The sequence below is a fragment of the Streptomyces sp. R41 genome (assembly GCF_041053055.1).
Taxonomy (GTDB): domain Bacteria; phylum Actinomycetota; class Actinomycetes; order Streptomycetales; family Streptomycetaceae; genus Streptomyces.
In genome coordinates, this window is the sequence record NZ_CP163443.1 from 7,524,756 (window position 1) to 7,550,596 (window position 25,841).

26 protein-coding genes are annotated in these 25,841 nt (G+C 70.7%); 14 read left to right on the top strand and 12 right to left on the bottom strand.

Going from position 1 to position 25,841, the window contains the following annotated elements; translation table 11 throughout:
* Nucleotides 1–48 precede the first annotated feature (48 nt).
* Nucleotides 49–660: a hypothetical protein gene (locus AB5J53_RS34395; protein ID WP_369249492.1), complete on the bottom strand. Its 612-nt coding sequence runs from the start codon at nucleotides 658–660 to the stop codon at nucleotides 49–51.
* Nucleotides 661–780: 120 nt separating this feature from the next.
* Between AB5J53_RS34395 and AB5J53_RS34400 the strand changes: the two genes are divergently transcribed.
* The 3 genes from AB5J53_RS34400 to AB5J53_RS34410 all read left to right on the top strand — a co-directional run bounded on the left by AB5J53_RS34400 (nucleotide 781) and on the right by AB5J53_RS34410 (nucleotide 4,218).
* Nucleotides 781–1,437 carry a response regulator transcription factor gene (locus tag AB5J53_RS34400; protein ID WP_369249493.1) on the top strand — a complete coding sequence of 219 codons (657 nt, stop codon included), beginning with the start codon at nucleotides 781–783 and terminating at the stop codon, nucleotides 1,435–1,437.
* Between the two features lie 238 nt (nucleotides 1,438–1,675).
* Nucleotides 1,676–2,926 (top strand): sensor histidine kinase, encoded by a 1,251-nt coding sequence (locus AB5J53_RS34405; RefSeq protein ID WP_369249494.1) that lies wholly within the window; start codon nucleotides 1,676–1,678, stop codon nucleotides 2,924–2,926.
* A 101-nt stretch (nucleotides 2,927–3,027) separates the two neighbouring features.
* Nucleotides 3,028–4,218, top strand: a complete 1,191-nt coding sequence (locus tag AB5J53_RS34410) for a spermidine/putrescine ABC transporter substrate-binding protein (protein ID WP_369249495.1) — start codon at nucleotides 3,028–3,030, stop codon at nucleotides 4,216–4,218.
* Nucleotides 4,219–4,360: 142 nt separating this feature from the next.
* On the opposite strand, the gene AB5J53_RS34415 is transcribed toward AB5J53_RS34410, so the two are convergent.
* Together AB5J53_RS34415 and AB5J53_RS34420 are read right to left on the bottom strand one after the other, a co-directional pair.
* Entirely contained in the window at nucleotides 4,361–4,828 is a 468-nt protein-coding gene (locus AB5J53_RS34415; protein WP_369249496.1) for a hypothetical protein, read from the bottom strand.
* A 17-nt stretch (nucleotides 4,829–4,845) separates the two neighbouring features.
* Nucleotides 4,846–5,310: a hypothetical protein gene (locus tag AB5J53_RS34420; protein ID WP_369249497.1), complete on the bottom strand. Its 465-nt coding sequence runs from the start codon at nucleotides 5,308–5,310 to the stop codon at nucleotides 4,846–4,848.
* A 92-nt stretch (nucleotides 5,311–5,402) separates the two neighbouring features.
* On the opposite strand from AB5J53_RS34420, the gene AB5J53_RS34425 reads away from it, so the two are divergent.
* On the top strand, nucleotides 5,403–5,525 hold the full coding sequence (locus AB5J53_RS34425; protein WP_369249498.1) for a hypothetical protein: 123 nt from the start codon (nucleotides 5,403–5,405) through the stop codon (nucleotides 5,523–5,525).
* 201 nt (nucleotides 5,526–5,726) lie between these two features.
* Here the strand turns inward: AB5J53_RS34425 and AB5J53_RS34430 are convergent, their stop codons facing one another.
* The 7 genes from AB5J53_RS34430 to AB5J53_RS34460 all read right to left on the bottom strand — a co-directional run bounded on the left by AB5J53_RS34430 (nucleotide 5,727) and on the right by AB5J53_RS34460 (nucleotide 12,189).
* Entirely contained in the window at nucleotides 5,727–6,596 is an 870-nt protein-coding gene (locus AB5J53_RS34430) for a carbohydrate ABC transporter permease (protein WP_369249499.1), read from the bottom strand.
* Nucleotides 6,593–7,552 (bottom strand): carbohydrate ABC transporter permease, encoded by a 960-nt coding sequence (locus AB5J53_RS34435; RefSeq protein ID WP_369249500.1) that lies wholly within the window; start codon nucleotides 7,550–7,552, stop codon nucleotides 6,593–6,595. The genes AB5J53_RS34430 and AB5J53_RS34435 overlap by 4 nt, the downstream gene beginning before the upstream one ends.
* Entirely contained in the window at nucleotides 7,546–8,886 is a 1,341-nt protein-coding gene (locus tag AB5J53_RS34440) for an ABC transporter substrate-binding protein (RefSeq protein WP_369249501.1), read from the bottom strand. The genes AB5J53_RS34435 and AB5J53_RS34440 overlap by 7 nt, the downstream gene beginning before the upstream one ends.
* Entirely contained in the window at nucleotides 8,883–9,863 is a 981-nt protein-coding gene (locus tag AB5J53_RS34445) for a GNAT family N-acetyltransferase (RefSeq protein ID WP_369249502.1), read from the bottom strand. Before AB5J53_RS34445 ends, AB5J53_RS34440 begins: the two co-directional genes overlap by 4 nt.
* A complete protein-coding gene (locus AB5J53_RS34450; protein WP_369249503.1) occupies nucleotides 9,860–10,039 on the bottom strand; it encodes a hypothetical protein in 180 nt (59 codons plus the stop codon). Before AB5J53_RS34450 ends, AB5J53_RS34445 begins: the two co-directional genes overlap by 4 nt.
* A 64-nt stretch (nucleotides 10,040–10,103) precedes the next feature.
* Nucleotides 10,104–11,300 carry an exo-beta-N-acetylmuramidase NamZ domain-containing protein gene (locus AB5J53_RS34455; protein ID WP_369249504.1) on the bottom strand — a complete coding sequence of 399 codons (1,197 nt, stop codon included), beginning with the start codon at nucleotides 11,298–11,300 and terminating at the stop codon, nucleotides 10,104–10,106.
* Between the two features lie 208 nt (nucleotides 11,301–11,508).
* Entirely contained in the window at nucleotides 11,509–12,189 is a 681-nt protein-coding gene (locus tag AB5J53_RS34460) for a CBS domain-containing protein (protein WP_369249506.1), read from the bottom strand.
* Nucleotides 12,190–12,586: 397 nt separating this feature from the next.
* On the opposite strand from AB5J53_RS34460, the gene AB5J53_RS34465 reads away from it, so the two are divergent.
* From AB5J53_RS34465 to AB5J53_RS34490, 6 genes are all read left to right on the top strand, one after another.
* Complete coding sequence (locus tag AB5J53_RS34465) at nucleotides 12,587–14,326, top strand: SulP family inorganic anion transporter (protein ID WP_369249507.1); 1,740 nt, start codon at nucleotides 12,587–12,589, stop codon at nucleotides 14,324–14,326.
* 173 nt (nucleotides 14,327–14,499) lie between these two features.
* Nucleotides 14,500–15,129: a hypothetical protein gene (locus AB5J53_RS34470; RefSeq protein ID WP_369249508.1), complete on the top strand. Its 630-nt coding sequence runs from the start codon at nucleotides 14,500–14,502 to the stop codon at nucleotides 15,127–15,129.
* A gap of 161 nt (nucleotides 15,130–15,290) precedes the next feature.
* Nucleotides 15,291–16,196, top strand: a complete 906-nt coding sequence (locus AB5J53_RS34475) for a universal stress protein (RefSeq protein WP_369249509.1) — start codon at nucleotides 15,291–15,293, stop codon at nucleotides 16,194–16,196.
* A gap of 19 nt (nucleotides 16,197–16,215) precedes the next feature.
* On the top strand, nucleotides 16,216–17,238 hold the full coding sequence (locus AB5J53_RS34480; protein WP_369249511.1) for a zinc-dependent alcohol dehydrogenase: 1,023 nt from the start codon (nucleotides 16,216–16,218) through the stop codon (nucleotides 17,236–17,238).
* Between the two features lie 71 nt (nucleotides 17,239–17,309).
* Nucleotides 17,310–17,483 (top strand): hypothetical protein, encoded by a 174-nt coding sequence (locus AB5J53_RS34485; RefSeq protein ID WP_369252640.1) that lies wholly within the window; start codon nucleotides 17,310–17,312, stop codon nucleotides 17,481–17,483.
* Nucleotides 17,438–17,641, top strand: coding sequence for a universal stress protein (locus AB5J53_RS34490; RefSeq protein WP_369249512.1), 204 nt, complete (start codon nucleotides 17,438–17,440; stop codon nucleotides 17,639–17,641). Before AB5J53_RS34485 ends, AB5J53_RS34490 begins: the two co-directional genes overlap by 46 nt.
* A gap of 5 nt (nucleotides 17,642–17,646) precedes the next feature.
* On the opposite strand, the gene ppk2 is transcribed toward AB5J53_RS34490, so the two are convergent.
* The gene (gene ppk2 / locus AB5J53_RS34495; protein ID WP_369249513.1) at nucleotides 17,647–18,450 is read right to left on the bottom strand and encodes a polyphosphate kinase 2; all 804 of its coding nucleotides are present in this window, start codon (nucleotides 18,448–18,450) and stop codon (nucleotides 17,647–17,649) included.
* Nucleotides 18,451–18,484: 34 nt separating this feature from the next.
* Here ppk2 and AB5J53_RS34500 point away from each other — a divergent pair, with 34 nt between their 5' ends.
* On the top strand, nucleotides 18,485–19,096 hold the full coding sequence (locus AB5J53_RS34500; protein ID WP_369249514.1) for a hypothetical protein: 612 nt from the start codon (nucleotides 18,485–18,487) through the stop codon (nucleotides 19,094–19,096).
* A 2-nt stretch (nucleotides 19,097–19,098) separates the two neighbouring features.
* Nucleotides 19,099–21,477, top strand: coding sequence for a glycoside hydrolase family 65 protein (locus AB5J53_RS34505; protein WP_369249515.1), 2,379 nt, complete (start codon nucleotides 19,099–19,101; stop codon nucleotides 21,475–21,477).
* Between the two features lie 13 nt (nucleotides 21,478–21,490).
* Here the strand turns inward: AB5J53_RS34505 and AB5J53_RS34510 are convergent, their stop codons facing one another.
* Nucleotides 21,491–22,219 (bottom strand): universal stress protein, encoded by a 729-nt coding sequence (locus AB5J53_RS34510; RefSeq protein WP_369249516.1) that lies wholly within the window; start codon nucleotides 22,217–22,219, stop codon nucleotides 21,491–21,493.
* A gap of 169 nt (nucleotides 22,220–22,388) precedes the next feature.
* Here AB5J53_RS34510 and AB5J53_RS34515 point away from each other — a divergent pair, with 169 nt between their 5' ends.
* On the top strand, nucleotides 22,389–25,082 hold the full coding sequence (locus tag AB5J53_RS34515; RefSeq protein ID WP_369249517.1) for a GNAT family N-acetyltransferase: 2,694 nt from the start codon (nucleotides 22,389–22,391) through the stop codon (nucleotides 25,080–25,082).
* Between the two features lie 12 nt (nucleotides 25,083–25,094).
* Entirely contained in the window at nucleotides 25,095–25,826 is a 732-nt protein-coding gene (locus tag AB5J53_RS34520; protein ID WP_369249518.1) for a CBS domain-containing protein, read from the top strand.
* Nucleotides 25,827–25,841: the final 15 nt, after the last annotated feature.

Here is a 25,841-nt window from a genome sequence, read left to right on the forward strand (position 1 = left end):
CGGGAGTTGATCCCGTCCGGGGCCGCGGTGTTCCCCCCTCCGCGGTGGTCAGGCGTTCTCGATGCCGATGCTGCTGGTCAGGGAGGGCAGCTCAGGCGCGCCGGACTTACCGGGAGTGCCGGGCTCTCCGGGCCTGATGTGCTGGGTCGTGCCCGACTCGGGGCCCTCGCCCGGCCTAGGCAGCGGCGGCAGGTCGGCGGGGTTCGGGAAGGTGATGCCGACCTTCTCCAGGATGGAGCCGCACGCCTTCAGGGCCTTCTTGTAGCCGGACGACGTCGGGTCGAAGTCCCCGCCGGTGACCTTCACGTTCAGCAGGACGTGACCCTCGTCGTCCTTGGTGGCGTGGAAGTCGGGGAAGGTCGACCGGCCCTGCTCGCGCATGCACGCGGCGAAGTCGTCGTTCGCGGCGTTGAGGTCGTCCGGCGCGTTGGCGGTCGGCTTGTACGCCACCGCGAAGCCCGTCCCCTTGGGGGGCGCGGTGTGCTTGCCCTTGCCTTTCTCCTGGACGACGGACACGCCGGAGACGACGGTCTCGTGGGACTTGGCGGTCGACGTGCCGGACGTCTGGGCGGCCGTCGCGCTGACCGTGCCGAGTGCGGCGGCCGTCAGGACGGCGACGCCCAGGGCGAGCCGCTGCGACCGGGTCGCCAGAGCACGCATGGGTTCCTCCTGGTGTGTGCGGGTGGTGCTGACACCACTCACGTAACCGCCCGGGCGGTTACGGCACGGGAACGGTCGCCCTTACCTCCGTGTAACCGCCCGCCCGCCACACTGACCGGCATGCGTGTGCTGGTGGTCGAGGACCACGAAGAGCTCGCCGAGACCGTGGCCGCCGGGCTGCGCCGGGAGGGCATGGCGGTCGACCTAGCCCTGGACGGGCCCACCGCGCTGGAGCGCGCCGACGTCAACGGCTACGACGTCGTCGTACTCGACCGCGATCTGCCCGGCATCCACGGCGACCAGGTGTGCCGGACGCTGGCCGCGGGTGACAGCCGGGCACGGGTGCTGATGCTCACCGCGTCCGGGACGGTGGCCGACCGGGTCGCGGGGCTCGGGCTCGGCGCCGACGACTATCTCCCGAAGCCGTTCGCGTTCGCCGAACTCGTCGCGCGGATACGGGCTCTGGCGCGCCGTGCGCAGCCCGCGCTGCCCCCTGTCCTCGTCCGCGGCGAGCTGCGGCTCGACCCGGCGCGGCGGCAGGCGACCCGGTGCGGCAGCGGACTCGCCCTCAGCCCCAAGGAGTTCGCCGTGCTCGAACTCCTGCTGGCCGCGCAGGGCGCCGTCGTCTCCACCGAGGATCTCCTGGAGAGGGCCTGGGACGAGGCGGCCGATCCCTTCAGCCAGACCGTGAAGGTGACGGTGAGCCGCCTGCGCCGCAAGCTGGGGGAGCCGCCGCTGATCGAGACGGTGGACCGGGCGGGGTATCGGATCCGATGACGCGTCAATGGGGCAGGCCGCGTGGGTCGTTGGGCTCACCGGGCGTTCCGGGTTCGCCGTTGGGCTCGTCGGGCGTCCGGCGTTGGCCGTTGGGCTCGTCGGGTGTCCGGCGTTGGCCGTTGGGCTCGTCGGGTGTCCGGCGTTGGCCGTTGGGCTCGTCGGGTGTCCGGCGTTGGCCGTGGGCTTGCCGCGCGGAAGGGGTTGGCCATTGGACTCGCCGGGTGGCCGGGGTCGGCCGTTGAACTCGCTGCGCGGCCTGCGGTGGCCGTTGGACGCGTCACGCCTTTGGCGGTGGTTGATCCTGCGCGGGCCGCGCAGCATCCGCTGGCGGCTGACACTGCTCTACGGCGCGCTGTTCATGCTGGCCGGGGCGGCGCTGCTCGGCTTCACCTACCTCCTGGCGTCGCAGACCAAGCCGTCGGGGACCATCAGCTCGATCGAGGGGCCGGGGCTGCCGGGGAGTGCGGGCTCGCCCAGCCCCGATCCGCCCACGCTCACGACGTACGCCGAGGCCCTGCGCGCCGACCAGCTGCACCAGTTGCTGGTCGAGGCGGGCATCGCGCTGGCCGTGATGACGTTCGCGTCGGTGGCCCTCGGCTGGCTGATGGCCGGACGTGTCCTCGCGCCGCTGCGCACGATGACCGCCGCCGCCCGGCGGATCTCCGCGGACAATCTCCGCCAGCGCCTCGCGATGCCCGGTCCCGACGACGAACTCAAGGCGATGGCGGACACCTTCGACGACGTACTGGCGCGTCTGGAGGGCGCGTTCGAGGCGCAGAAGCAGTTCGTCGCCAACGCCTCGCACGAGCTGCGCACACCGCTCACCCTCCAGCAGACGATCGTGGACGTCGCCCTCGCCGACCCCGACGCCTGCGTGGAGACCCTGCGAGCCGCCTGTCTGCGGGTGCGGGCCGCGGGCCAGGAGCAGGAACGGCTCATCGACGCGCTGCTGACGCTGGCGCGCAGCCAACAGGGGGTTCAGCGGCGGGAGTTCGTGGACCTGGCGGAGGTCGTCCGCGAGCGACTGCCGGAAGGCCGGCCGGAGAACGCGGGCGGGCGGCTGGTCGAGGCCGAGCTCAACTCCGCGCCCGTACTCGGGGATCCGCAGCTCATCGAGCGGCTGGTGGTCAACCTCACGGACAACGCCGTACGGCACAACCACCCCGAGAGCGAGGAGAGTTGGGTCCGCCTGTGGACCGGGGTGGAAGGCGGACAGCCCGTCCTGCGGATCGCCAACACCGGTCCCGTGATCCCGCCCGACCAGGTGACCGGGCTCTTCCAGCCGTTCCGCCGCCTCGGCGCCGAACGGGTCCGCGGGCGCGACGGCCTGGGCCTGGGCCTCTCCATCGTCGCGGCCGTCACCGTCGCACATCGCGGCAGGGTCGAGGCGTGGCCACTCGCGGACGGCGGCCTGAGTGTGAAGGTGACGCTCCCGAGGTACGCACCGACTCATGCGCCACCGGTCGCCATGGGGCGCCGTACGACCTGATCAGCCCTCTGCCAACTGATCGACAGGGTGTCGGGTCGCGGGACGACCGCTCGACGCAGCGTCCATTGTCCGGCCATGGGCGGCGGCGGCATGCTGCCCGGGTGCCAGTGATTCGGAAGACCTCGCCCCTGTCCCGCCGGTCCCTGCTGCGCGCCCTCGGCGGTGGTGCCGCGCTCGGCGCCCTGGCCGGATGTGGGGTGCCCGCCGCGTACGTGTCACCCGGCGACCGGGCCGGGGCCGACCACTCCGCCCGCGACAAGCGGCTGACGTGGGCGAACTGGCCGCTGTACATCGACACCGACGACAAGGACACCACGAAGCGGCCCACGCTGGAGGCCTTCGAGAAGCGCACCGGGATCTCCGTCGACTACATCGAGGAGATCAACGACAACGACGAGTTCTTCGGGAAGATCAGCCCGTCCCTGATGAACCACCAGCAGACGGGCCGCGATCTGATCGTCATCAGCGACTGGATGTGCGCGCGCTTCGTCCGCCTCGGATGGGTCCAGGAGATGGACCGGGCCAAGCAGCCGAACGTCACCAAGTACCTTGACCCGCTGCTGCGTTCGCCCGCCTTCGACCCGGGGCGCAAGTCCTCCGTGCCGTGGCAGTCGGGCATCACCGGCATCGCGTACAACCGCCGTAAGGTCGGCCGCGAGATCAAGCACGTCTCCGACCTGTGGGCCGACGACCTCAAGGGCAGGGTCACCCTTCTCTCCGGCCTGGACGAGGCGTTCGCGCTGCTGATGCAGGGAAACGGCGTCGACATCACCAAGTGGACGGCGGACGACTTCCACCAGGTCTGCGACCAGGTCGAGAAGCACGTGCGCAACGGCCGGATCCGGCGCTTCACGGGCAACGACTACATCAAGGACCTCTCCAGCGGCGACGTCCTGGCCTGCCAGGCGTACTCCGGTGACGTGATCCAGCTCCAGGCCGACGACCCCGACATCCGCTTCGTCGTCCCCGAGGAGGGCGCCGAGCTGTGGGCCGAGTCGCTGATGATCCCCAACCTGGCCCGTCACAAGGCCAATGCGGAGCAGCTCATCGACTACTACTACGAGCCGGAGGTGGCCGCCGAGCTGGCCGCCTGGGTCAACTACGTCTGCCCCGTCCCCGCGGCCCAGGACGTCCTCGCCTCCTCCAAGGACAAGGACACCGCCGCCCTCGCCGAGGACCCGCTGATCTTCCCCGACGCCACCATGCGCAGGCGGCTCGCCATCGCCCGCGACATCACGTCCGGCGAACGCACGGAGTTCGCCAAGCGCTGGAACGCGCTCGCGGGGCTTTGACGGGACAGTCGCCATGGTGACGAGGATTTTTGGTTGGCACTTGGGCGTGCCACCAGCACCAAGATCACCAAGGAGACCAGAGGGGCCCCTTGGGATCCAGGCTTCTCGGCCCAGGACACCGGCCGCATACGGGCACACCCGCTCAGGAGCGGCGTCCGCGCAGGGTCCGCCAGGCGTCGCCGACCGCGTCCTCGGACCGCATCCACCAGTACTCCAGCTTGTCCCGCACGGTTGTCCGCACCATCTGCCACTTGAACCACGGCGGCAGCTTCCGGAACGGCACGAAGGTCAGGGTGTCCCTGATGGCGTTCTCGGCGAAGCCGCCGGGGCCCTCGACGCGCAGCGCGGCGTACAGCTCCGGCGTCAGCTCGCCGTTGAGTCGCGCCACAGCACCCGCCGCGGTGAACGCGAACCCTCGCTGATCGCGGTCCGGCAACTGCATCGCCCTGACGATCCGCGGCGAGGCCTCGGCCGGCGTGCAGTTGAAAGCCAGCCCGATGGCCGCCGTGCCGAGAGATCTTTCGTCGCGTTCATACGCCGCGTCCCAATCGGCCGGGTCGTTGACGCGCAGCAGGGTTTCGCCGCGCTCCCAGTCCCACTCGGCCGCCATGCCAGACTCTCCCCTTGTCAGCGACGTCGGCGTAGGGCCCGCCAGGCTTCTTCGACCGTTTCCCCGGACCGCAGCCACCAGCTTTCCAGCTTGTTGCGCACCTCTGAAACAACCTTCCACCACTTGAACCGCGGAGGCAGCTGCCGGAACGGCACGAAGGCCAGGGTGTCCTTAATGGCGTACTCGGCAATGCTCTTGAGCCCCTCCGCGCGCAGCGCGGCGTACAACTCGGGGGTCAGTCGGCCGTTGATCCGCGCCGCGGCACCGGCCGCGGTGAACGCGAACCCGCGCTGAGCGACGTCCGGCAACTGCATCGCCCGGACAATCCGAGGCGACGCCTCCTCCAGCGAACCATTGAAGGCCAACCCGATCACTGCCGAACCCAGAGGCCACTCACCCCGTTCGAAGGCGGCGTCAACCTCGGCGGGGTCGTCGATATGCGACACGCCCTCGCCGGTTTCCCAGTCCCACTTGGACGCCATAGCCGACATTCTTTCCATCTGTCTTCAGTCGCCTGGTGGCGGGAGCACCTTCTGCTCCCTGAGGTTATTGATCATGCCCTTCTTCTTGCGGTATGGCGGGGAATCGGCCGGGGGACTGGCATGTCCTGGACCTGGACCTGGACAAGGATCCGACTCCGGGCGATCCGGACCACCCCCGTCACGTGCGCATCACCAACAGTCGTATGCACACGTGAACTTATCGAGGTACGGCTGTTCGGCGGGAAGATCGATCACGGGGATGAACGTCTGCATCAGCAGGGCACGGACGGTCCAGCTCAGGATGTCGCCCGGTATGACGACGTCGGCGTGCCGTATGCACACGCCGCCGTGGGTGGATGGCCGGCATCAAGAGCCCCCCTCCCTGTTTCGTTTTCGCGCCGGTCATGGATTCGCTCTTACTTGAGGCCGCTGAGCATGACGCCGCGGATGTAGTACTTCTGCAGCAGCAGGAAGAGGATCAGGACCGGCAGGATGCTCAGGACGAGTCCGGCCATGACGATGGGCATCGTGCGGGTCGGGTCGACGTAGTCCTGCAGGAGCTGGATGCCGACGGGCAGGGTCATCACGTCCGGGTTGGCGGTCGAGACGAGCAGCGCCCAGATGTACTCGTTCCAGGCGTCGACGAAGGTCAGCAGCCCGAGCGTCACCAGGACCGGCTTGGTCTGCGGCAGCACGATGCGCCACCACACGGCGAACTCGCCGGCCCCGTCGATGCGCGCGGCCTCGAGGACCTCGTCCGGGATCGAGACCATGAACTGGCGCATCAGGAAGATCCCGAAACTGTTGACGAGGAACGGCATGGCGAGCGCGGCGATGCTGACGGTCAGGCCCGCGCCGCCACGTCCGAACAGGTCGTTGCCGCCCGCCAGCGGCCAGTGCACCAGGATCAGGAAGTGCGGGATGAGGAAGAGGAACGGGGGGAACATCATCGTCGACAGCACGAGGCGGAAGATGAAGTCCCGGCCGGGGAAGCGGAGTTTGGCGAGCGCGTAGCCGGCGAGGGACGAGGTGAGCAGCACCGAGCCGGTGATCACGGCGGTGGCGATGACGCTGTTGCGGAAGAGCACCGGCAGATCGAGCTGACCGACCGCAGCCCGGTAGTTGGACAGGTCCAACGCCTTCGGCAGGAACCGGTAGGGCAGCGTGCCGTACTCGCCCGGCCCCTTGAAGGACGTCATCACCATGTCGAGGAACGGCACCACCATGAGGACGGCGCCGGTCACGACCAGCAGATACGAGAACCACGGGAAACGGCGGCGGATCATACGTCCTCCCCCTTGCGCCGGAAGAACCACAACTGCACCAGAGTGACCATGAGGACCACCACGAACAGCACGAAGGCGGCGGCGCTCGCGGTGCCCCAGTCGCCGTACGAGAAGGCCTGCCGGTACATCTCCAGCGCGGCCACGTTGGTCGCGTCACCCGGCCCGCCCTTGGTCATCACGATGATCAGCGCGAACGACTGCAGGCCGGTGAGAAACTGGGTGATGCACACGAACAGCAGGGACGGCCGCAGCAGCGGCACCGTGATCCTCCAGAAGACGGTGACGGGCCCGGCGCCGTCGAGCGCGGCGGCCTCGTAGTACGACTCGGGAATGGACTTCAGCCCGGCGGTCAGGACGAGGATCGCCGAGCCGACCGAGGCCCAGGCCTGGACGACCACGACCGAGGGCAGCGCGGTGTCCGGGTCCTGGAGGAAGGCCACCGAGCCGAGTCCTAGGGTGTTGAGGACGCCGTTGACGAGGCCGCCCGGCTCGTACATGTACTTCCATACGTTGCCGACGGCGACGACGGTCGTGATGATCGGCAGGAAGTACAGGGTGCGCCACAGCCCCTGGAACCGCAGCTTGTCGATGCAGGTGGCGACGAGCACGGAGCCGGCGAGCGCGAGGGCCACGGTGCCCAGAGCGAACAGCAGCGTATTGGTGAGGATTGGCGCCAGGAACGTCGATCCGTCCGCGAAGAGACGGGTGAAGTTGTCCAGGCCGACCGGATCGATGTCGCCGAGGTCGAACCCGGCCCAGCGGGACATCGACAGCAGCAGCGCGAAACCGAGCGGCAGGATCAGGAAGACCGCGAAGAACAGCAACGTCGGCGCCAGGAAGAAATAGGCGACGAGGGCCTGGCGGCGCCGGGGCCGGCCGGGGCCGTCGACGGCGGGCGCGAGGGACCGCGGGCTGTGCGCTCGCTCGGTCGTCTCCGGCGCCAGGGTGTTCACCATGACCGCGACACCTCCTGATCGACCTGACGGCGGGTGGTGCGCAGCGCCTCGTCGACCGACTGCTGACCGGTCCACAACGCCTCGATGTTCTTGCGCAGCAGCGACTTGGCCTGCTGCGCGCCCGGCACGTTCGGCTCCGGCACCGCGTACGCCAGCGCGTCCAGGAAGGGACGCAGGTTCGGATCGCCGCCCTCGCCGAGGAGCGTCCGCATGTCGTCCGCTCGGCCGGTCAGGGAGCCGACCGACACCTGCAGGGAGCTCATCCGGGTCGCTGCCGCACCCTTCCTGGGGCTCTTCACGCTCACCTTCTCGGTGTTGAGCCAGCGCAGGAACTCCCAGGCCTCGCGCGGGTGTTCACTGGCCGTGTTGACCCCCAGCATGAAGCCGGTGGAGAGCGTGGCACGCTGGTCGTCCGCCTCGGGGACGGGCACGGGCGCGACGCCGACATCGCCGTAGTCCTTGCCCATCAGGGCCTTCAGGTTCGCGGTCCACCAGCCGGCGCTGACCACCATGGCCACCTGCCCGGACGCGAACGCCTTGTAGACATTGACGCCGGGGTCGCTCGCGCCCTTGGCCACGAAGCGGTGCTCCAGATCGAGCACGGCCCGGCCGGCCGGCGAATCGATGGCGGTGCGCCTGCCGTTCGCGGAGACGAACCTTCCGCCGGCGGCGTTGAGCAGGGCGAGCGTCTGGCCGACGGTGGTGGAGTCGTCGAAGGTCGACAGCCCGAACCCCTGGACCAGCGTGTTGCCGTACGGGTCCCGCCGGGCGGTCCGGTAGGCCGCCTCCTCCAGCTCCCGCCAGGTGCGCGGAGGGCCGTCGATGCCGGCCTCGCGCAGCAGCCGCTTGTTGTAGTAGAGGGCGTACGTCTGCACCTCGGTGGGGTAGCCGTAGACCTTGCCCCCCACCGACGAGGCGCCGACCGCGGCCTCGCCGTAGCCGCGCGTGATCTCCTCGGCGTGCTCGGACGGAGCGGGCCGCAGGACGCCGGCCTGGACGAGCTGGCCGTTCCACAGGCAGTACGGCTGGATGATGTCGGCGCCCTGGCCCGCGGCCTGCCGGACCATGAACGTGGTCAGCAGGTCCGTGAACTCGACGGCCTTCGTACGCACCTTGACCCGGTCGTGCGTGGCGTTCCACTCGTCGACCGGGCCCTGCAGGGCCTCCTTGAGCTCTCCGCTCGCGTAGTGGGAGAGCAGGGTGAGGACGATCGGATCCCCTGGCCGCCCGGTGCCCTGGTGCGGCGCGGCGCATCCGGAGGCGAGCAGCGCCGAGGGGAGCGCGAGCGCGAAGTGACGGCGGCTCAGGCCGCCGGTGCGGCGTGACGGCGTCATCCGGCGGCCTCCCGGCGCATCACGCGGAAAACCCGGGTCGTGGTGAAACCGCTCTTGCGGTACAGGTGGCCCGCCGGGGACTGCTCGCCGGTCCACAGGAACCACGCGGAGTGCGCACGGCGCGCCCGCATCCGCTCCAGGACCAGGTGGAGCAGGACCTTGCCGAGTCCGGTGCCGCGCATCTCCTCCAGCACGCCGAACGGCCCGAACCGCTCGTCCACCGAATCGAACGTGCCGTGCATCGCCCAGCCGACCAGGCGGCCCGAAGGGTCCCGGGCGACGACGATCCGGTCGAGCGGCGTGCCCGCGGCCAGACACTCCCGGATCGTGCACGCCCAGTCCGGGCCGAAGTGGTTACCGGCGAGCGCGAACAGGTCCACCAGGTCGTCGTCGCACGGGGTGGCGAACCGGTAGCCCCGCGCCGTCAGTTCGTCCAAGCGGCCCGCGACGTCCTCAGGGATGCGATAGCCGACCAGGCCGCGGTCCATCGCCGCCGCCTCGTACAGAGTGCGAAAGCCCAGGGACTCAAGGAGCCCGGCCGCTTCCGGGTACGCCTCGGCGTCCAGGCCGGGGAGGACGTAGTTCGGGGTGTACGAGGAGAAGTCCACCCGGGTGCGGCCGTGGCGGTGCAGCCAGTCGAGCGCGTCGGTCAGCAGCCGGCGGCCGAGGCCGCGCCCGCGGGCGGCCGGGTCGACGAAGAAGAACGGGATCCAGCCCTGCTCCGGTTCCAGGTCGGTGCCGGTCATCGGCGTCAGACGGCGCACCGCGTAGGCCGCGCCGACGACACGGTCGCCGTCGACGGCGACCCGAAGCCCCTCCGGATCGAAGTTGGCGTCGAGCAGCACCAGGGAGCGGAAGCGGTCCGAGGTGATCGAGTCGGCCGGCGCGCTCCGGCGCCACGCCTCCACCAACTGCGGGCCGTCGCCTGCGCGAAAGCCACGAATCTCGGTCCGGGATGTCGTCGTGCGATCGGTCATCGACGGGGTTGTCCTTCCATACGCAGGTCGCGGACGGCGTCGAACGCCGCCCGCAGCACTGCCTCGGTCCGGTGCGGGGTGCCCGGCGCCACGGCGATGAGGACGCAGTCCACGACGGCGAGTCGGGCGACGCCGCCGGCCATCGCGCCGGAGCGCGGTCCCGCCTCGCGCACCACCGTGGTGAGGACGGCGGCCGCGGTGTCGGCGACGGGGCTGTGCGCGGCGTTGGGGCAGGAGGTCTCAGGGGTAGAGCAGCACGTCGTCGCCGGCCCACCGGCCGGGCGGCGCCGGCGGATCGCACAGCGGCAGCGGGTCGTCGCCCGCGTCGACGGCGCGCCGCAGCCGGTCGGACCCCCACAACAGGTCGATGAAGTGACGATGACCGGTCCCCTCCAAGTCGCCGTCCGCGGTGCGCCAGGCGAAGTCGTCCGGGTACAGCCGCCGCAGCGTGGCGAGCATCGCGACGGCGGTACGCACGGGAGCGAACGCCTCGCGATCGGTGATGTGGAGCTGGACCCCGCGCAGCGGCCGTCCGGCGTGTTTGTGGAAGGTCGGTACGTACCGCAGATCACGGAAGTGCACTCCCGGCAGGGCGAGTTCGGCGAGCGAGGGCGCGAACCCCGCGTCGATGTACGGGGCCCCGACGATCTCGAAGGGCTGCGTGGTACCACGGCCCTCCGAGAGATTCGTCCCCTCGAACAGGCAGGTGCCGGGGTAGACGGTGGCAGTGGCGGGCGTCGGAATGTTCGGCGAGGGCGCGACCCACGGCAGGTCGGTGGCCTCCGCGTCCATGGAGCGCTGCCAGCCGACCGCCTCGATCACCGTCAAGTCAGCGGCTCTGCCCGCTACTTGGGGCACAAGCGAGGCGTTGAGATGCCGGGCGAGTTCGCCGCAGGTGAGGCCGTGCCGGACGGGTGTCGGGGCGCGCCCGACGAAGCTGGCCCACGCCGGGTCGAGCAGCGGGCCCTCGCTGACGAGTCCACCGAGGGGATTCGGCCGGTCGGCGACCACGAACCGTACGCCTGTACGGGCCGCCGAGACCATCAGGTCGAACATGGTCCACACGTAGGTGTAGAACCTGGCCCCGATGTCCTGCAGGTCGTACACCAGGGCGTCGACGCCGCTGCCGAGCAGCAGTTTGTCGAGGCGCTCGCCGTCGTACCGGTAGGTGTCGTGGACCGGCAGGCCGGTGGTGGGGTCCGCCTGAGCGGCCTCGCTCTCGCCGGCCTGGCCGGTCCCGTGCAGCCCGTGCTCGGGACCGAACAGGGCGACCAGCCGCGCGCCGGCCTCGAGCAGCGCGGGCGCGGCCGGGCGCAGGTCGGGGAGGACGCCGGTGTGGTTGGTGACCAGCCCGAGCCGGCCGGGGCCGGCAAGTCCGGGCGACGCGTGCAGTCGTGCGATCCCGGTCGTCACCGCGACGCGGTCACCCGTGCTCATCCTTTGCCCCCGTCTGCCGGTGACCTCTCGAAGCAGTGGATGGAAATTTACTTGTATGTCCTGGAATTTTCCATTACTCACCAGCAGTTCGTGCCGAAGGCGGCCCCGGAATCTCTTGCGGCGGCGTCAGCAGCGCGGCGGCGATGGACGGCACCAACCTGCAGCGGCTGAAGCCTCTTGGCAGCACCGGAGGTCAGAAACGGATGCCTCAACGCGATGCAGTCCTTGAAGCGTGTGGAGTGTCGGAGTCCCCGGAAAGGTGCCACTTCACGTCCACCACGCCCTCGACAGCTCGCACCAGACGGGTGGCCACCGACCGCAGCGAGGGGTCGTCGGCCTGCCCGGTGAGGGTGACCGCGCCGTCGGCGACCTGCACGCGTACCGGTTCCTCTGGACCGGGGAAGACGTACGCGACGATTTCGTGGCGGATCTGTTCGGCGATGTCCTCGTCCGATCGCAGGAAGACTTTCAAGAGATCCGCCCGGCTGACGATGCCTTTGAGCATGCCTTCGCTGTCGATGACCGGCAGCCGTTTGACCTGGCGCTGGGCCATGATGCGCGCGGCCTGGGCAAGGGTGGCGTCGCCCTGCACCGTGACGGCCGGGGAAGACATCAGTTCCGCGGCGGTCACCGCCCCCGCCTTGGCGAGGTCGGACAGGCGGCGGAGTTGCGTGAAGCGGTCCGGGTCGCTGTTGCGGAACTCTTCCTTGGGCAGCAGGTCGGCCTCGGAGACGAGACCGATCACCCGGCCGTCGCCCTCCAATACGGGAACGGCGCTGACCTTCCACTCCTCCATCGTCTTGACGATCTTCTTGAACGGGGCGTCGCGGCTGACAGCGACGACGGTGTGAGTCATCACATCGCTCACGATGTGCGGGCTGCCGTACATGGTCTCCTCCTCGGGATGTCATGTGCGGACGATGGAGGGGCGGCTGATCGCCGTCTGAGCGGCGTGCGCCGGGGCCCGTGCGGTGTGCGCTACGAGCCGGACGTCGATGGCGATGCCCTCGCCGCCGGCTGTCCTGGGTGCCCATCGGGAGCCCTGGGGCTGCTACTCCCAGAGTGGGTGCGTGACGCGGGAGACACCACAGGCCGCCCGGTCCCGGACAGGGGTCGTTCGGCCCAACCTGCGGCGCGCTCCCCATGGAGGGCCGCTCGGTGCCCTGCCTCTGCGCCTCGCGGGGCAGCAAGGTCCTGGGCGTTGCGCTGCCGGGGCGGGGCCGACCGGCCCTCGCGGCGGACCGACCGTGGGGCGATGCTGAAGGGGGTGACGAAGGGAGCCCCATGTGTCCGAGCGCCCAGACGCGGTCGCCGGGGAACGCCGACGGGGTCTCGTGCGGCGGCTGGCTCCCGGCCTCGCCGTACTGGCCGGCTACCGTCGCTCGTGGCTGCGCGGCGACCTGCTGGCCGGAGTGACCGTCGCGGCGTATCTCGTTCCGCAGGTGATGGCCTATGCGGGCCTCGCGGGACTGCCACCGGTCGCCGGACTGTGGGCGATCATCCCCGCCCTGCTGCTGTACACGCTGCTGGGCTCGTCGCGGCTGCTGTCCGTCGGGCCCGAGTCCACCACCGCACTGATGACGGCCACCGTGGTGGGGCCGCTCGCCGCGGGTGACCCGGACGAGTACGCGGCGCTCGCCGCCGGCCTCGCGGTCGTGGTCGGACTGGTGTGCCTGGTCGCGTGGGCAGCGCGGCTGGGTTTCCTCGCCGACCTCCTGTCGCGGCCGATCCTGGTCGGCTACATGACGGGCGTGGCGCTCATCCTGATCGTCGACCAGCTGCCCAAACTCACGGGCGTCAAGACCTCGGGATCCGAGTTCCTTCCTCAACTGCTCTCCTTCGTGAGGAACCTGGGGGAAGCCCATCCCGCCACGGTGATCTTCTCCGTGGCGGCCATCGCATTCCTCTTCGCGGTGCCTCGGTTCTTCCCCCATGCACCGGGTCCGCTGCTGGCCGTGGTGCTCGGCACCGCGGCCGTCGCGGCCTTCGGACTGGAGGACCACGGCATCGCCGTCATCGGGGCGGTACCGGCCGGGCTGCCAAGCCCTGGCCTGCCGGCACCGGGTGACCTGCCGCAACTGGTGCTGCCGGCGCTCGGTGTGCTCATCGTCGGATACACCGATGTCATCCTCACCGCGCGCGCCTTCGCGGAGCGGGGGGAAGAACTCGACGCCAACCAGGAGCTGTTGGCCATGGGCGCCGCGAACCTGGGTGCGGGCGCGCTGCACGGCCTTCCCGTCAGCAGTAGCGCCAGTCGCACCGCTCTCGCGCAGTCGGCCGGCGGCCGCACCCAGGCGTACTCACTCGTCGCCTGCGCCGCGGTCCTTGCCGTACTGCTCTTTCTCAGCCCGCTCCTCGCGCACACTCCGACGACCGTTCTGGGCGCCCTGGTCGTCTATGCCGCCGTCCGCATGATGGATCTGGCCGGGTTCCGGCGGCTGGCCGCCTTCCGGCGCCGGGAGCTGCTGCTGGCCGTGGGCTGCCTGGCCGGAGTGCTCGCCCTGGACATCCTGTACGGCGTGCTTGTGGCGGTCGGGCTCTCGGTCGCGGAACTGCTCAGCCGGGTGGCCCGCCCGCACGACGCGATCGAGGGCTTGGTGCCGGGCCTGGCCGGCATGCACGACGTGGACGACTATCCGCAGGCCCACACGGTCCCCGGCCTGCTCGTCTACCGCTACGACTCGCCCCTGTTCTTCGCCAACGCCGAGGACTTCAAACGGCGAGCGCTGGCGGCTGTCGACCAACACGTAGGTCCCCTCGACTGGTTCGTCCTCAACACGGAGGCCATTGTCGAGGTGGACATCACCGCGCTCGACGCCGTCGACGCCCTGCGCCAGGACTTCGAGCAGCGCCACATCGTCTTCGCTCTCGCCCGCGTCAAGCAGGACCTGCTCGACGACCTGGACGCCTTCGGCCTGACCAAGACCATCGGCACCGAACGGATCTTTCCGACTCTGCCCACGGCAGTGGCCGCGTACCTCGAGTGGCACCGACGCGGAGGCGCGGAGGGGACGCGGCAGAAGTAGTTCTCCTCTTCGGTGAATTGCACGCGCGGCACGCCCAACAGGCCCTGCGGAGAGGGCCGTTCAGCCCCACCCCCACGGACCTTCGGCATCCGGCACGGACCGCCCCGCGCCACCAGAGTGAGCGCTGTCGGACACCGGTCCAACAGCCTCCGATTCCCGAAGGGATCACCACCATGGCCGTGCACGAGCACCCTCACCGGAGCCCGGGGTTCCACCTGCCCTCCTGGCGTGGGCACCGGACCGCATCCACCTCTGAGTCCGCCGTGTCGGCGAGCAGCGACACACACACCCTGCGGGCCTACTCCTTCGCGTCACTCCGTCTGCTGACGGGGTTCGTCTTCCTGTGGGCGTTCCTCGACAAGACCTTCGGTTTCGGCTACGCCACCCCGTCCGGCAAGGGCTGGATCGACGGCGGCTCGCCCACCAAGGGCTTCCTCAGCGGCGTGGCCGCCGGACCGATGGAGTCCACCTTCCACGACTGGGCTGGCGCCGGCTGGGCCGACTGGCTCTTCATGGCCGGCCTGCTCGGTATCGGGCTCGCCCTGATCGGCGGGATTGCCCTGCGCCTGGCCGCCGTCGCGGGCACCGCGATGATGACGCTGATGTGGATCGCCGAGTGGCCGCCGGCCAAGCACCTGTCCGACGGCTCGGCAAGCATGTCCACCAACCCGTTCGCGGACTACCACCTCATCTACGCCGTCGTCCTCATCGCCCTGGCGTCGGCCTCGGCAGGCGACACCCTGGGCGTCGGCAAGCTCTGGGCCAAGCTGCCGTTCGTTCGGAGCAACGGCTGGCTGCGCTGACCACGCAGGGGAGGACGGCACCCGGACAGGGTTCTGTCCTCCCGCGCCGGCCGCGGGTCCATTGGGCCGATCGGCCCCCTCCAGGGACCTGCGGCCTCTGCACCACGAACCCCCACGACACGACGCTGGAATCGGATCCCCCGATTCAGGAGGTGGAGACCATGCCCCGAACCGTCACCGTAGGTCTCGACGGCTCGCCCGAGAGCAGGGCCGCTGCCGAATGGGCGGCCCGTGAGGCGGAGCTCCGCGGACTGCCGCTGAAGGTGGTCCACGTCTGGGAGCCGGTACCCGAGCCCATGGCTCAGGCCCCGCTCCTCGGAGCCGAGACGCAGCAGCACTGGACTGAACGGATCCCCCGCGAAGCGGCCGATGGAATCCGGGTGCGCCATCCAGGGGCCGAAGTAGTCATGGAGCAGCTCTCGGGGCGGCCCGCGGAGGTGCTGCCGGGCGCCGCGAAGGACGCCGAGCTGCTGGTTCTCGGCTCCCGCGGAATGAGCGGAGTGGGCGGTTTCATGGTCGGCTCCGTCGGCCTGGCCGTCGTGGCACACGCCGAGCGCCCCGTCGTCCTCGTACGGGCGGGGGAACAGGCCGCCGACGAGCACACGATGGACCCGTCCGGCGTCCCGTCCGCCTCGGCCCCCTTCCGGCCCGTCGTGCTGGGACTCGACACCGCGAACCCCGACGACGCATTGATCGGCTTCGCCTTCCAAGCGGCCCTTCTGCGCGGTACGTCTCTGCGTGTTGTCCACGGCTGGAACGAGCCGCCCTACATCGCGTACGGCATGCCCCCGGACCTCGAAATGAACGCCCGGATCGCCGCGGAGGAAGCCGCCGCGGTGAGCGAGGCGCTGCGGCCGTGGCGGCAGAAGTACTCCGCGGTGGACGTCGTCGAGGACTCGCTGTCCGGCAAGGCGGCCAACCATCTGGTGGATGCCTCCCGCGAGGCCTCCTTGGTCGTCATCGGGCGCCGCGTCCGCCGTTCGCCACTGGGTGCGCACATCGGGCCCGTCACACACGCCGTGCTGCATCACGCCACCGCCCCCGTCGCCGTCGTCCCGCACGACTGATCACCGAGGAGACATACCCATGAAGGCAGCAGTCGTACGAGCCTTCGGCGAGCCCCTGGTCATCGAGGACCGCCCCGACCCCGAGCCCGGACCCGGCCAGGTCCGTATCCGGGTGGAGGCCTCCGGGCTGTGCCACACCGACATCCACGCCGCGCACGGCGACTGGCCGGTCAAGCCGAACCCGCCGTTCGTGCCCGGCCACGAGGGTGTCGGCCTCGTCGAGGCCCTCGGTGACGGGGTCACGCACCTCGCACTGGGGCAGCGCGTCGCGGTGCCCTGGCTGGGCAAGGCCTGTGGGCGGTGCGAGCACTGCCTCTCCGGCTGGGAGACGCTGTGCGGGCAGCAGGTCAACACCGGGTACGGCTGCGACGGCGGCTACGCCGAGAAGATGCTCGCCTGGGCCGACTTCGCCCAGCCGGTGCCGGACGGGATCTCTCCCCTCGACGCGGCTCCGCTCACCTGCGCGGGTGTCACGACGTACAAGGCGCTGAAGGTCGCTGACGTCAGGCCCACGCAGCTCGTCGCCATCTCGGGGGTGGGAGGGCTGGGCCATCTGGCGGTCCAGTACGCGAAGATCGCCGGGGCCGCCGTCGCGGCGATCGACATCACCGACGAGAAGCTCGAGCTCGCCGCGGAACTCGGCGCCGATCTCGTGATCGACGCCCGCAAGGACGACCCGGGCGAGGTGCTCAGGCGGTACGGCGGTGCCCATACCGCCATCGCGCTCGCGGTGAACGAAGCGGCGTTCTCGGCGGTGTACTCCGGTCTGCGGCGGGGTGGGAAGCTCGTGATGGTCGCCCTGCCGGCGCATGGCACGATCCAGCTCCCCATCTTCGACACCGTGCTGAACGGCACCTCGGTGATCGGCTCGATCGTCGGCACGCGGCAGGACCTGGCCGAGGTGTTCCACCTGCACGCGGCCGGCCGGACCAGAGTCATCCGGGAATCCCGGCCCCTCGTCTCCGTCAACGAGTCCATCGACGAGGTGCTGCGCGGTCAGATCAAGGCCCGGATCGTCTTCGACTTCGGTGAAGGGCGGTGAGGACGGTGGAGCTGCCCCTGGTCGTGGGTGCCGACGGCTCGGAGCCCAGCCTGCGCGCCGTGGACTGGGCCATGGACGAGGCCGCGCTGCGCGGCGTGCCGCTGCGCCTGGTGTACGCGTCGCTCTGGGAGCGCTGCGAGGCGCCGCGCTTGCCGAGGGACTGGACCGGCCCTCGGAGCAGCTGCTTGCCGAAGACATCGTGGCGGCCGCCGAGCGGCGTGGCCACCGCCGCGCCCCGGACGTGAAGGTCACCACCGATGTCCTGCCCTCGGCCGACGCCGACCTGCTGGTCGTCGGCGCGCGGCGATGCCAGGGACACCTCGGACTTCAGCTCGGCCCCCTCGCGCACGCGGTCCCGCACCACTCCGCCTGCCCGGTCGCGGTGGTAGCAGAACGGGCATGAGCGGCTCAGAGGCCCGCCGCGTAGTCGGGGACGTACGTCTGCAGATCGCGCGGCGGCCGGACGTAACCGGTCGACGGCGGCCGTGGCGGCAGCTCCAGAACCGGCGGCGGCACCTCCTGGTAGGGAACGGAGCCGAGCAGGTGCGCGATCATGTTCAGCCGGGCCCGGCGCTTGTCGTCGCTCTCGACGACGAACCACGGCGCCTCCGAGATATCGGTGTGCACCAGCATTTCGTCCTTCGCCCGGGAGTACGCCTCCCAGCGCGTGATCGACTCCAGGTCCATCGGGGAGAGCTTCCAGCGCCGCGTCGGATCCTTCAGCCGTCGCCGGAACCGCTTCTGCTGCTCCGCGTCGCTCACCGAGAACCAGTACTTGCGCAGCAGGATGCCCTCCTCGACCAGCATGCGTTCGAAGATCGGGCACTGGCGCAGGAAGAGCTGATGCTCCTCCTTGGTGCAGAAGCCCATCACACGCTCGACGCCGGCGCGGTTGTACCAGCTGCGGTCGAACAGCACGATCTCCCCGGCGGCCGGGAGATGCTCGACGTACCGCTGGAAGTACCACTGCGTGCGCTCGCGCTCGGTGGGCTTGGGCAGCGCCACCGTCCGGGCGATCCGCGGGTTGAGATGTTCCGAGACGCGTTTGATCGTGCCGCCCTTGCCCGCCGCGTCCCGTCCCTCGAAGACCACCACGAGCCGGGCACCGTCGGCCCGTACCCATTCCTGAAGCTTCACCAGCTCCGTCTGCAGACGCAGCAACTCCCGCTCGTACGCCGCGCGCGGCAATGCCTCCGCCTTTTTGCCGGCCATGCCGCCTCCTCCGCCCGCTGACCACGGAGTCACCATGCCCAGGGTCGAACACCAGGACAGCACCGTACTGACCGACGAGGAACTGCGCACCCTGTACGCCCACTGGCGGGCTGCCAACTACCTTGCCGCGGGCCAGATCCTCCTGGCCAACCCGCTGCCGACCGAGCCCGCATCGGCCGCACATATCTGCGCGCCGCACTCGACCGGGCGCAGGCGGGCACTCAGGACGTCGAGGTGGTGCCGTCAACGACATCGCCCCGCCGGCGACCCTGGCCCGCCTACTGGAGTACGACTCGACGTTCGGGCACATCGGAGGCGAGGTCATCCACGACGACCCGGCCGCTTCCGTGACCGCGACGCCGCCGCCCTGCACCTGAAAGGCGGCGCCCGCACGGTGCTGCTCTCGGCACCGGGCAAGAACGCGGACGCCTTCCTGGAGGCGACCCGCCGCCTCGGCGTCCCCGCCGACCGTGCGGCAGTCGTCGAGGATGCCCTCGTCGGAGTCGAGGCCGGGCGACGCGGAGGCTTCCGGCTCGTCGTGGGCGTGGACCGGGCCTGTACCCCCGCGACGCGGGCCGCGCTGCTGGAGCACGGCGCGGGCCTGGTCGTCGACGACCTTGCGGAGCTGCTCGCACAGAAGGAGTGAGGATGCGCGACTGGACCTGGGAGTACGAGGGCTACGACCCGGCACAGGAACGGCTGCGCGAATCGCTGTGCACGCTCGGCAACGGCTACTTCGCCACCCGCGGCGCAGCCCCCGAGTGCGTGGCGGACGCCGTCCACTACCCGGGCACGTACGCGGCGGGCTGCTACAACCGGCTCACTTCGGACGTGGCCGGACGCCAGGTCGAGAACGAGGACATGGTCAACCTGCCGAACTGGCTGCCGCTCCGTCTCCGTACCGCCTCGGGGAACTGGCTCTCCCCCGACACCCACAAGCTCCTCGACCATCGCCAGACCCTGGACCTGCATGCCGGCACCCTGGAGCGCACCCTGCGCTACGAGGACGGCGTCGGCCGGTGTCTCGCCCTTCGGCAGGTTCGGCTGGTCCACATGGCCGACCCCCATCTCGCCCTGCTGCGCACGCAGGTGACGGCGGAGGGCTGGTCGGGCGAGATCGAGATCGAGTCGGCGCTCGACGGCGCAGTCGCCAATACCGGAGTGGAGCGTTACCGCTCACTCGCCTCCCGGCACCTCACACACGTCGAGACCGGGACCTCGGGGCCGGACACGGTCTGGCTGGGCTGCCGTACCAGCACCTCCGGCATCGGAATCGGCCTGGCAGCGTGCACCGTCACCGACACGGCCGCCGAGACGCGCGACGCGCACCACAACGCCCGCGCTGCCCAACTGCTGCGGCTGTCCCTGACCGACGGCCGGACGGTGACGGTCGACAAGACGGTCGCCCTGCACACCTCCCACGACCCGGCGATCGAGGATCCGGTGCACGCGGCCCTCGACCGGGTCGGCCGCGCCCCGGACTTCACCACACTGCTGGCCTCGCACCGGACGGCCTGGCGACAGCTCTGGCGCACCGCCGAACTGGACGTGCCGAACAGCGCCGGCCCGGTGCTGCGGCTGCACCTCTTCCACCTGCTCCAGACGCTCTCGCCGCACACCGCGGACCTGGACGTCGGCGTCCCGGCGCGCGGGCTGCACGGCGAGGCCTACCGAGGCCACGTCTTCTGGGACGAGCTGTTCGTCCTGCCGTATCTGAACCTGCACTTCCCCGAGGTCTCCCGCGCCCTGCTCACCTACCGCCACCGCCGTCTGGAGCAGGCCTGCCGAGCCGCCCGCGACGCCGGACACACCGGTGCGATGTACCCGTGGCAGAGCGGCAGCGACGGCCGGGAAGAAACACAGCAACTGCATCTCAACCCGCACTCGGGGCGCTGGCTGCCCGACCACTCACGGCTCCAGCACCACGTCGGCTCGGCGATCGCGTACAACGTGTGGCAGTACTGCGAGGCGAGCGGCGACACCGAGTTCCTGCACACCAAGGGCATCGAGATGCTGGTGCAGATCGCCCGCTTCTGGGCCGGCCTCGCGGCGTACGACGGGACGCTCGGCAGGTACCGGATCCGCGGCGTCGTCGGCCCCGACGAGTACCACGACGCCTACCCGGGCGCCGAGCGGCCCGGGCTCGACGACAACGCGTACACCAATGTCACCGCCGCCTGGGTGCTCGCCCGCAGTCTCGACGCCCTGCACAGGCTGCCCGAACTGCCGCGCCGTGACCTCTGCGAACGCACCGGTCTCGACTCCGCCGAACTCGAAAGGTGGGAGGACGTGTCCAGGAAGCTGTACGTGCCCTTCCACGCCGGGGTGATCAGCCAGTTCCAGGGCTACGGCGCTCTGGAGGAGCTCGACTGGGCCGGGTACCGCGCGCGGTACGGCTCCATCCGGCGGCTCGACCGGATCCTGGAGGCCGAAGGCGACACCGTCAACCGCTACCAGGCGTCCAAGCAGGCGGACGTCCTCATGCTGGGCTATCTCTTCTCGCCCACGGAGCTCGGGGGCCTGTTCCGAAGGCTCGGACATGAGCTGGACGACACGCTCTGGCGTCGAACGGTCGATCACTACCTGCGCCGCACCAGCCATGGCTCCACGCTGAGCAGTCTGGTGCACGGGTGGGTGCTGGCCCGGGCCCGGCGCGCGGAGGCGTGGACGTACGTGCACGAGGCTCTGGACGGGGACATCGCCGATCTTCAGGGTGGCACCACCGGCGAGGGCATCCACCTCGGCGCGATGGCCGGCACCGTCGACCTCGTACAGCGCGGACTGACCGGTTTGGAAACCCGTGAGGGCGCGCTGCGGCTCGACCCCGTGCCCTTGCCGGAGCTGTCCCAGTACGGCTTCACGATCCGCTACCGCGGCCATCGAGGTGTACGACTGCAGCTGAGCTCCGGCCAGTTGTGGGTCAATGTGCCCGCGTCGCGCATGGATCCGATCGACATCGCCCTCTCGGACCGCACCGTCTCCGTCGGTCCCGGCGAGTCCTGCATCCTCACCCTGCCCAACCGGTGAGCGGGCGCCCTCGTCAGTGGGGAACCACGGCCACCGGGCACCCGGTGTGCTCCAGTACGGAGAGCAGCGTGGGACCGAGCGTCCCGCCCCCGCGGCCGACCACCAGGAGCCCCGCCGAGGCCGACGCCTGGACCAGGGCGGCCGACGGGCTCTGCAGCCGGACGTCCTCGTATACGTCCACCTGCGGATACTTCTCCCGCCAAGGCCGCAGCGCGTCCGACAGCAATTGCACCTCGTGGTCCTCCCACGCACCCCGGTCCTCCTCCGGCAGCGCGTACCGCATCCACAGCTCGGCGGCGAAGGGCAGCCGCCAGGCGTGCACGGAGTGCAGCCGGGTACCGCGGCGCCGTGCGGCGTCGAACGCGAAGTCCACGACGGCGCTCACCGGATCGCGGGCGTCGACACCCAGCGTCACCCACTCCGTCCGTCGCTCGCCGCCCGCAGGGCCGGGGCCGCCCGGCACCAGCACCACGGGCCGGCCCGAACGGGCGGCCACCTCCCGGGCCACCGAGCCCACGGCCTGCCCCGGGAAGCCGCTCGCGCCGCGCATCCCGAGAACGGTGCAACAGGCCCGCGAGCCCAGCGAGAGGAGCTCCGCGGCGGTCCTTTCGGTCGGACCGGCACCCTCGATGCGCACGACCCGCAGCGGCACTCCGCGCAGCTCCGCTTCACCCGCCGCCCATTCGGCCGCTGCCCTGCTGGGCGCGGAGGCGTCGATCCCGACAACGATCGGCTGGGTCATGGCAGTTCGTCCCTCCATGCGTGCGGGAGTCCAGGGTGTCCACCATCCGCCGCGGACCGGACCGCGAGACAGGGTCGGTCGGCCCATACGTCGCACCCGACCAGCCCATGGGGCCGGCTCGCGGATCGCTGGATGCTCGAAGGGCCGAGAGGTTTCGAGGAGGCCCGAGATGACGGACGACGACCGCGATCGCCTCACCGCGCATGCCCTGCTCGCGGACGGCACCACTGTGTGCATACGCTCCGTACGGCCCGGTGACCGCAAGCAACTGCGAGGGTTCTACGAGGAGATGTCTCCGGAGAACCTCCGGCTGCGGTTCTTCGCCGCGAGCCGCCGCTCCGGCGACGTGGCCGCCGACCGGGCCTGCGCACCGCCGCGCCCCGGATACCGGGCCCTCCTCGCCGAGATTCAGGGCCGGGTGATCGGCCTGGCCGAATACGAGACCGGCGACGACGCGGACATGGCCGAGATGTCGATCGCCGTGGCCGACGGGCTGCACCACCGAGGCGTCGGCACGCTCCTCGTCGAGCACCTGGTCTCCGCCGCCCGCGCGGACGGCGTCACCACGTTCACGGCCGACGCGCTCAGCGAGAACTACGAAGTGCTGCGACTCTTCACCGACCTGGGCCTGCGTGCCGCACGCCGATTCGAGGGCCCGGAGGTGCGCTGCACCATCGTGCTGGACGAGGACGACACCTACCTGTCGGCCGTCGAGGCGCGTGGCCGGGCCGCCGATGTCGCCAGCTTGGAACCGCTGCTGCGCCCCGACGCGATCGCGGTGGTCGGTGCCGGGCGCAAGGCGGGATCGGTGGGGCGGGCCCTCTTGCACCATCTGCACGAGGGCGGTTTCACCCGGCGGCTTTTCGCGGTGAACCCTCACGTCTCGTCGATCCTCGGCGTGCCGTCGTACCCGTCGGTCGGCGCGCTGCCCAAGGTGCCCGATCTCGCGGTCCTCGCGATACCGGCCGCCGCACTCCCGGCCACGGCCGAGGAGTGCGGCAAGGCCGGCGTACGAGCCCTGCTCGTGGTGTCGGCCGGGCTCGACAGTGACCAGGCGGAAGCGCTCATGGCGGCATGCCGCACCTACGGTATGCGGCTGGTGGGACCCAACTGCCTGGGTATCTCCAACACGGACCCCAGGCTCCGGCTCGACGCCACCTTCGCCGCCGACCACCCGCGCCCCGGTACGGCGGGCGTGGCCGTGCAGTCCGGCGGCGTCGGCATCGCCGTGCTCGACGGGCTGTCCCGGCTCGGCATCGGCGTCTCGTCCTTCGCTTCGCTCGGTGACAAGTACGACGTCAGCGGCAACGACATGCTCCAGTGGTGGGAGAGCGACGGCCGTACCAAACTGGCCCTGCTGCACCTGGAGTCCTTCGGCAACCCGCGGGCGTTCTCCCGTACCGCCCGGCGCGTGACCCGCCGTATGCCCGTCCTGACGGTCGACGCGGGCCGTACCGAGGCCGGCCGCCGTGCCGCCGCCTCGCACACCGCGGCCGCCGCGACCCGGACCATGACCCGGCAGGCGCTGTTCACGCAGGCGGGCATCACCGCCACCCGTTCGGTGGGTGAACTCCTCGAATCCGCCGCCCTGTTGCACTCCCAGCCGCTCCCGGCCGGGACCCGCGTGGCGATCGTCACCAACGCGGGCGGTGCGGGTGTCCTCGCGGCGGACGCGTGCGCCGAGGCCGGACTGTCCCTGCCCGCCCCCACCCCCGAACTGATCGACGACCTGCTCGCCGTGCTGCCCGAGGGCGCCGCCGTGGGCAACCCCGTCGACGCCACGGCGGCCGTGTCGGAAGAGCAGCTCAGGGACTGTGCGGACCGGCTCCTGCGGTACCAGGGCGTTGACGCCCTGCTGCTCGCCCTCGTCCCCACCGCGGTCGCCGCAGCGACCGGCGACGACCTCGTCCGGGCCCTCACCGACGGACCCGGCCGTCGGGAACGGCCGGTCGCAGTCGTCCGGCTCGAGCAGGACCTGCCGGTCAAGCTGCTGCCCGCGCGGGAAGGCGGCACCGTCCCGTCGTACGCCGAACCGGGCGCGGCAGCACGGGCGTTGGCGTACGCCGCCCGTCGTGCCGCCTGGCTGAACCGGCCGGCCGGCACGGTCCCGGAGCTGGCGGAGGTCGACACGGCCCGGGCGCACACGGTCGCCGAGACCTACCTCTCCGCCCACCCGGACGGCGGCTGGCTCGACCCGCGCACCTGCGCCGAACTCCTCGCCTGCTACGGCATTCCGCAACTGCCCTGGGCCTGGGCCGAGACCGAGGACGACGCCGTCATCGCCGCCGAACGGCTGCGTGGCCCCGACGGCCGCGTGGTCATGAAGGCCCACTGGCCCGGCCTGCTCCACAAGAGCGAACAGCACGCCGTGCACCTCGATCTCCAGGGAGACGCCCAGGTGCGTGCCGCCTTCCGGGACTTCGAGACCCGGTTCGCCGGACTCATGACCGGAGTGGTCGTCCAGCCGCTGGCCGCGCGCGGCACCGAACTGTTCGCGGGCGTCGTCCAGGACGAAGTCTTCGGCCCGCTCGTGCTGTTCGGGCTCGGAGGCACCGCGACCGAGGTGCTGGCCGACCACGCCGCCCGACTCGCCCCGCTGACCGACCACGACGTCCACGACCTGATCACCGCCCCGCGCTGCGCACCGCTGCTGTTCGGCGCACACGGAAGCAGGCCGGCCGATCTCGAAGGCCTGGAACAGCTCCTGTTGCGCCTGTCCCGCATGGCGAGCGACCTGCCGCAGGTCGCCGAAGCCGACTTCAACCCCGTTCTCGCGACACCGGCCGCCGTCACCGTGCTCGACGCACGCGTCCGCCTGCTGCCGCGCCGCGCCCAGGACCCCTATCTGCGCCGACTGCGCTGAGGAGGAACAGACATGAGGCAGAACAAGATCGGATCCGTGATGGCGACGGAGGTCGTCACGGCCCGCTACGGCACCCCGTTCAAGGAAGTGGCACGGCTGCTCACCGAGCACCGCATCAGCGGGCTGCCGGTGATCGACGAGGACGACAAGGTCCTCGGCGTGATCTCCGAGACCGACCTCATGGTCCGGCAGGCGGACGTACCCGACCCCTACGAGACCAAGCGCCGCATCCGGTTCGCCGGGCTCACCCGCAGTGGCCGCCGAAAGGCCGCGAAGGCGCACGCTCGTACCGCCGGACAGCTGATGTCCGTGCCACCGGTCACCGTGCACGCCGACAACACCATCGCCGAGGCCGCCCGGACCATGGCGGAGCACCGCGTGGAGCGGCTGCCCGTGGTGGACGAGGAGGACCGTCTCGTCGGGATCGTCACCCGCCGCGACCTGATCCAGGTCTTTCTGCAGCCGGACGACGTGATCCGCCGCGAGGTGATCGAAGAGGTACTGGTCCGCTCGCTGTGGCTGATGCCTCGGACCGTTGAGGTCTCCGTGGTCGAGGGTGTGGTCACGCTCGACGGCCACGTGGAGCGCAAGAGTGAGGCGGAGATCGCCGTCTCCATGACCAACCGCATCGACGGTGTGGTCGCGGTGGTCGACGAGCTCTCCTACCGGCAGGACGACTCGCACCTGCGGCCGGACGAGCCCGCCATGCACGGTGTGACCGAGGATTGGCTGCGAAGGCTGTGAGGGGAGGCGCACCGC